Source organism: Promicromonospora kroppenstedtii DSM 19349, assembly GCF_000515355.1.
GTDB lineage: Bacteria > Actinomycetota > Actinomycetes > Actinomycetales > Cellulomonadaceae > Promicromonospora > Promicromonospora kroppenstedtii.
In genome coordinates, this window is record NZ_KI911653.1 from 1,558 (window position 1) to 8,062 (window position 6,505).

Sequence of the window (6,505 nt, forward strand, 5' to 3'; positions counted from 1 at the left end):
GGGGCGGGCTCCGGCTCCACGGCGGGCGGCGTCGGGCCGCCGGAGCGGGCCCTGGCGAGCTGCCTGCGCACCCCGATCACCACCAGCAGCACCACCCCGCCGAACGCGAGCCACGGGATGATCGCGCCGAGGATCAGCACCACCACGTTGAACGTGCTCACCAGCGCGCTCCACCCCGCCGTCAGGCCGCCGACGAAGCCGCCGGGCTTCGCCTGCGCCGCCGGGGTGCCCTCCGCGACGATCTCGACCTGCAGGGTGGACATCGCGACCTCGTCCGAGAGCCGGTTGCGCTCCGAGACCCGGGAGTCCAGCTCGGCCTGCCTCGTGGAGAGCTCAGCCTCGATCTCGATCAGGTCGGCGGTCCGGTCGGCCTCGGCCATGAGCTCGCGCAGCCGGTCGGTCGAGGTGCGGAGCGCCTCGATACGCGCGTCCAGGTCCTGCGCGGTGCCGGTGACGTCGACCGTCTCCACGTGCCGGTCGCGCACGTCGCCCAGCTTGTCGAGGGCGTCCAGGGTGGCCGAGACGCGGTCGGCGGGGATGCGCAGCGTCATCGACGCGCTGCCCGGCTCGTCGTCGGTCTCGGCGCGCTCGTCGCGAGCCTCGACCCGGCCACCGGCCTCCTCCACGAGGCCGCTGATCTGCTCGGCGGCCGCGAACGGGTCCTCGGCCGCGAGCGTCGCGTTGCCGGTGGTGACGAGCTCGCGGTCCACCGCTTCCTCGCGGGCCTCGGTGAGGCCGATCGCACCGGTGGCGGCGTCGCCAGCCTGGTCCGCCGCGGCATCGGGGGCGACCATCTCGCTGCGCGCCGCGCCGCCGTCGGACGCTGCCTCCGAACCGGAGTCCCCGCCGCCGGAGCACGCCGCGAGGGAGATCACGAGAGTCCCGCCGGCCACCGCGGCCACGAGGGCGTGGACGAGTCGGCGCGCGGGCGGGCCCGCGTCCCCCAGAGCAGACCGGATGCGAATCATGGGACGAGCGTAGGAGCCCGGCGGTGCCGGAACCCGCCTCAACTGAGAACTGTGATCCCTTTGTGAACTTGTGGCCCAGGTGACCCGATTTTTCATCTGTTTTGCACGGTTCTTGATCACGTTCCGGTCACGCCGTGCTCCGCCCGCCCGCTTGGTGCAGGCTCGGATTCGTCAGGCACGTGAAGTAATCGGTCCACGTCGAACGGGGTCCGTCCGGAGTCAGGAGCAGCGTGACCCAAGTAACAGTCTTGTTACGGGTCATACCCGGCAATGGACAGCGACTCTGTTAAGGAGGTCTACTAACAAACATGGCGACGGCGACAGAACGCAGCGGTACCGGGCGAGGGCTCGGGGCACGGCTGCGCGCGACGTCCAAGGTGCTTCCCGAGCACGCCAGGGCGCACAACCGGTCCCTGGTGCTGCAGCACCTCTTCCACGAGGGGCCCACCTCCCGGGCCGACCTCGCACGAGCGACCTCGCTCACCCGCGTGACCATCTCCGACCTGGTCTCCGTGCTCATCACCGAGGGCCTGGTCGAGGAGCTCGGCACCCGCCCCGGTCAGCGCGTCGGCAAGCCCGCCATCCTGGTGGGCCTGCGCACGGACGCCTACCAGATCGTCGCGGTGGACCTCACCGAGCACGGCCACATGCGCGGCGCGGTGCTCAGCCTCACCGGTCAGATCCAGGTGCGCCGCCAGCTCGACATCGACGGGCGCACGGGGGACGAGCTGGTCGACCTGCTCACCCGCTTCGTCCGCCGGCTCGTCGCGGCGGCGAACCACCCCGTGATCGGCGTCGGCGTCGGATCGCCCGGCATCATCGACCTCGACGGGCGCGTCGTCGAGGCGCCGAACCGAGGCTGGTACGACGTACCGCTCGCCGAGCTCCTGGGCGAGCGCCTGGGCCTGCCCGTGCACGTGGCGAACGACGCCAACACGGCGGCCCTCGGCGAGTTCACCTACGGCGGCGCGACCGGCAGCATGCTGGTGGTCACCGTGGGTGCGGGCGTCGGCGCGGGCGTGGTGGTCGACGGCGTGCGGGTGCACGGCCAGCGCGACGCCGCGGGCGAGATCGGCCACGTCACCGTCGTGGACGACGGCGAGCCCTGCGCCTGCGGTCGCGTGGGCTGCCTCGAGACGGTCCTGTCCGTGCCGGCGCTGCGGCGCGCGGTGGCGGACAAGAGCCAAGAAGATTCCGACGCCGCCCTGGCGTCGGCCGGCCGGGTGCTGGGTGTGACCCTCGCCCCGGTCGTCAGCGCGCTCAACCTCACGGAGGTGCTGCTGAGCGGTCCGCGCGACCTGCTCGACGGCCCCCTGCGCGAGGCTGCGCTGGACACCATCCGACAGCGGACCATGCCGGCCATCAACACCGGCCTGCAGCTGCGGATGGCCGCACTCGACGAGGACGTGGTGCTGGCGGGTGCCGCCGTCCTCGTGCTTTCCGCCCAGCTGGGGGTCTCGTGAGCATCAGTGCGCACGTGTGGGCGGAGGGCATCCCATCGAGCTTTCCCAATGTTCCGCGACACACAGTCGTATCCCGGGAGGAACCCACACGTGAACAAGAACCGTCTCGTCGGCGCTGCGGCGTCGGCGATCACCCTGACGCTCGCGCTCAGCGCCTGCGGTAACGCCGGCGGCGCCGCGGCCCCCGAGGAGACCGGCCCCGGCGAGGTCCGGGTCTGGCTCGTCGGCACCGACACGCCCCCGGAGGCGCGCGACTACCTCAAGAAGACCTTCGAGGAGGAGAACCCGGGCAGCACGCTCACGATCGAGGAGCAGGCCTGGGACGGCCTGGTCGACAAGTACACGACGGCGCTGTCCGGCTCGGACGCCCCCGACGTCGTCGAGATCGGCAACACCCAGGCCGCCGCGTTCACCTCGGCGGGCTACTTCCGTGAGATCACCGCGGACGAGTTCGAGACGCTGGGCGGCTCCGACCTGCTCCCCGGCTTCGTCGAGGCCGGTGACTGGGAGGGCAAGCACTACGCCCTGCCGTACTACTCGGGCTCGCGCGTCGTCTTCTACTCCAAGCAGGTCCTGGGCGACACCGAGGTGCCGACCACGCTCGACGAGTACGTCGAGACCGCCGTCGACCTGAAGACGGACGACCTGTCCGGCGTCTACTGGCCCGGCCAGGACTGGTACAACGCCCTGCCCTTCATCTGGGAGAACGGCGGCTACATCGCCGAGCAGGCCGAGGACGGCACCTGGGACGCGGGCTTCTCGTCCGAAGGCGGCCTCGCGGGCCTGGAGCAGATCCAGACCATCATGACCAAGGGCAACAACGCGCCGTCCGACGCGCAGGAGACCGACCTGCAGGTGCCGTTCTGCGAGGGCAAGGTCGCCTTCCTCTCGGCGCCGAGCTGGATCCAGTGGTCCATCAACGCCCCCGAGAAGCCTGAGGACCCGGACGGCGTCCCCGGCTGCGCCTCGACGTACGGCAAGGACCTCGAGGGCATCGCCCTGCCGGGCAAGGACGGCGGCGCCGCCCAGGTGTTCGCCGGCGGCTCGAACATCGCCATCGCGCAGAAGTCCGCGCGTCCTGACCTCGCGATGAGCGCCTACGAGATCCTGCTCAGCGACGAGTACCAGTCGATCCTCGCCGGCATCGGCCTCTTCCCGGCCAAGACCTCGCTCTTCGAGCAGGTCGACCAGTCGACGTCGATCGGCAAGGCCGCCGCAGAGGCCGCCGCCAACGCGAAGCTCACCCCGGCCTCCCCGAAGTGGGCCGACGTCGAGTCCAAGACGCTGCTGCAGACCGCGTTCTCGCGGATCGCCGCCGGCGAGGACGTGAAGACCATCGCGGAGAAGCTCGACGCGGACATCGAGGAGATCCTCAACAGCTGACCTCGGTCAGCACGACTTCCCGTCCCGCCCGGCGCCATCTCGAGCCCGGGCGGGACGGGACACCACTGCCCGCCTGATGCCCGCGGCTGCTCTTCCAGTGGAGCGGCAGCCGGCCGCCTCAGAGGAAGACAGGACATGAGCTCCACACTTCTCGATGCCCCGGCGCCACCGCGCCAAGAGATCCGGCGCAAGCGCCGGCCCCCGTACCTGCCCTGGCTCCTGCTGTCGGCCACGATGGTCATCCTCGGCGTGCTGACCGGGTTCCCGCTCGTCCGCCTGGTCGTCATGTCGTTCCAGGAGTACGAGCGGGCCCAGCTGATGGGCCTGCCCGCCGAGTGGGTCGGGTTCGACAACTACGCGGCGATCCTGACCGACGTCGACGGTTTCTGGACCGTGCTGGCCCGCAGCTTCGTGCTCATGGTCGTCCTGGTGGTCGTCACGATCGTGCTCGGCATGCTCGTGGCTCTGCTGATGATGCGGGTCGGCAAGGCCATGCGGCTCCTGGTGTCCGTCGGCCTGCTGCTGGCCTGGGCCATGCCGTCGCTGGCCGCCACCACCGTGTGGGGCTGGCTGTTCGACACGCAGTACGGCGTGGTGAACAACCTCCTCACCTCGATCACCGGGGACCGGTGGTTCGGCTACTCCTGGCTGCTCAACCCGCTGTCGTTCTTCGTGATCGTGACGTGCATCGTCGTGTGGGGCGCCGTGCCGTTCGTCGCGTTCACGCTGTACGCGGGCCTGACGCAGATCCCGGAGGAGGTCATCGAGGCCGCGCAGCTCGACGGCGCGAGTGCGTTCCAGCGCTTCCGGCTCATCCAGCTGCCCTACGTGCGCAGCATCGTCACCGTGCTCGTGGTGCTGTCGATGATCTGGGACCTGAAGCTCTTCACGCAGGTCTTCGTGCTGCAGGACATCGGCGGTGACCGCGAGCTGACCAGCACCATCGGCGTCTACATCTACCAGACCGGTATGGCCCAGGGGCACTACGGCGTGGCGAGCGCGATCGGTGTCATCTTCGTGATCGTCATGCTGGCCATCGCGTACCCCTATGTGCGGCGGACGCTGCGGGAGGAAGAGCTGTGATCAACATCCGCAAGCGACTGGCCGACACCGGGTTCGGCGCCCTGGCCCTGATGGTCTTCGTGCTCTCGGCCTTCCCCGTGTACTGGATGGTCAGCACCTCGTTCCTGCCGAACAACCGGATCCGGGGCGAGAACCTCGCGTTCTTCCCGACGCCGGACGTGTTCACCCTGGACAACTACCGCGCGGCGATCTTCAGCCCACGGGCGCCGTTCGCGCCGGCCGTGCTCAACTCGATCGGCGTGACGTTCCTGACCCTGGTGATCGCGCTGGTCGTGGGCTTCGTCGCCTCGCTGGCCCTCACCCGGTTCCAGTTCAAGGGCCGCCGTACCTTCATCGTGCTGATCCTCGTCGTCCAGATGATCCCCGGAGAGGCGATGATCATCTCGATGTTCCGGATCATCGACGGCTGGCAGCTGCTCAACACGATCATCGGCCTCACGTTCGTGTACACGGCGGGAGTCCTGCCGTTCACGATCTGGACACTACGCGGATTCGTCAACGGGGTACCCAAGGAGCTGGAGGAGGCGGCGATGATCGACGGCTGTTCCCGGGCCGGCGCGTTCTGGCGGGTGACGTTCCCGCTGCTCGCCCCGGGCCTGGTGGCCACCGGTGTGTTCGCGTTCATCCAGGCGTGGAACGAGTTCGTCACGGCGCTCGTGATCATGCAGCGTCCCGAGGCGATGACCCTGCCCCTGTGGCTGCGCACGTTCGTGCAGGCCACGCAGGCCACCAACTGGGGTGCGGTGATGGCGGCCTCGGTGCTCATCGCGATCCCCGCGGTGATCTTCTTCCTCATCGTGCAGGGCCGGATGACCGGCGGGCTGGTCTCCGGCGCGGTGAAGGGCTGATGGGCGGTCGGCGGAAGTCCGGCGGCAGCAGTTCCAAGGGTGGTTCGAGCAAGCGAAAGGTCGGGATGGGAAAGGTCGGCAAGCGGCAGGGGGCTGCCGCGCCCGAGTACACGGTCGGCCTCGACATCGGCGGCACCAAGATCCTCGGTGCGCTCCTCGACCCGGCGGGCGAGGTGGTCGCCACGGTGCGCCGGTCCACGGTGCACGGGGCGGACGGCCTGGTCGCGGGTGCGGCGGGCGCCGTGCGGGAGGTCGTGGAGTCGGGCGGGGTGGAGCTCGCGGCGGTGGTCGGCGTCGGGCTCGGCATCCCCGGCATCGTCGACCACGTGTCCGGCACGGTGAAGCACGCGGTCAACCTGGGGGTGCACGACGACGAGCTGCCGCTCGCCGACCTGCTCTCCCTGGCGCTGGGCGGCGTGCCCGTGGTGGTCGAGAACGACCTCAACGTGGCCGCCGTCGGCGCCGCGCACGTGCTGGAACGGTCGGAGAGCTCGGAGCGCGGCGCCGCCGAGCACGAGGACCTCGCGTTCCTCGCGCTGGGCACGGGTCTCGCGTCCGGCCTGGTGCTGGACGGCGAGCTACGTCGCGGCGCGAGCGGCGCGGCCGGTGAGATCGGGCACATCCCCGTGGACCCGCTCGGGCCGGAGTGCCCGTGCGGACAGCGGGGGTGCCTGGAGCGGTTCGCCTCGGGCAAGGCGCTGGAGGCGGCGTGGCCGTCGCGGCACGGCAAGCCCGCCCCGGTCGAGCTGTTCGAGGCGGC

At 70.4% G+C, this 6,505-nt stretch carries 6 protein-coding genes; 5 read left to right on the top strand and 1 reads right to left on the bottom strand.

Features of this window, described 5'->3' with window-relative positions:
- Positions 1 to 968 (bottom strand): DUF4349 domain-containing protein (locus tag PROKR_RS10230; RefSeq protein ID WP_169736379.1); only part of this gene is annotated, 968 nt, incomplete at its 3' end.
- A gap of 308 nt (positions 969 to 1,276) precedes the next feature.
- Here PROKR_RS10230 and PROKR_RS10235 point away from each other — a divergent pair.
- The 5 genes from PROKR_RS10235 to PROKR_RS10255 form a co-directional block, all read left to right on the top strand.
- The gene (locus tag PROKR_RS10235; protein WP_051432856.1) at positions 1,277 to 2,431 is read left to right on the top strand and encodes an ROK family transcriptional regulator; all 1,155 of its coding nucleotides are present in this window, start codon (positions 1,277 to 1,279) and stop codon (positions 2,429 to 2,431) included.
- A 90-nt stretch (positions 2,432 to 2,521) separates the two neighbouring features.
- On the top strand, positions 2,522 to 3,814 hold the full coding sequence (locus tag PROKR_RS10240) for an extracellular solute-binding protein (protein WP_036962828.1): 1,293 nt from the start codon (positions 2,522 to 2,524) through the stop codon (positions 3,812 to 3,814).
- A gap of 135 nt (positions 3,815 to 3,949) precedes the next feature.
- On the top strand, positions 3,950 to 4,897 hold the full coding sequence (locus PROKR_RS10245) for a carbohydrate ABC transporter permease (protein WP_036962830.1): 948 nt from the start codon (positions 3,950 to 3,952) through the stop codon (positions 4,895 to 4,897).
- Positions 4,894 to 5,745 carry a carbohydrate ABC transporter permease gene (locus tag PROKR_RS10250; protein WP_051432858.1) on the top strand — a complete coding sequence of 284 codons (852 nt, stop codon included), beginning with the start codon at positions 4,894 to 4,896 and terminating at the stop codon, positions 5,743 to 5,745. The genes PROKR_RS10245 and PROKR_RS10250 overlap by 4 nt, the downstream gene beginning before the upstream one ends.
- A 65-nt stretch (positions 5,746 to 5,810) precedes the next feature.
- On the top strand, positions 5,811 to 6,505 hold a 695-nt coding region (locus tag PROKR_RS10255; RefSeq protein WP_036962899.1), incomplete at its 3' end, for an ROK family protein.

Bases quoted from the DNA above. Each gene is read 5' to 3' on its own strand.
- PROKR_RS10235 (WP_051432856.1), top strand. From the start codon at position 1,277: ATGGCGACGGCGACAGAACGCAGCGGTACCGGGCGAGGGCTCGGGGCA.
- PROKR_RS10245 (WP_036962830.1), top strand. From the start codon at position 3,950: ATGAGCTCCACACTTCTCGATGCCCCGGCGCCACCGCGCCAAGAGATC.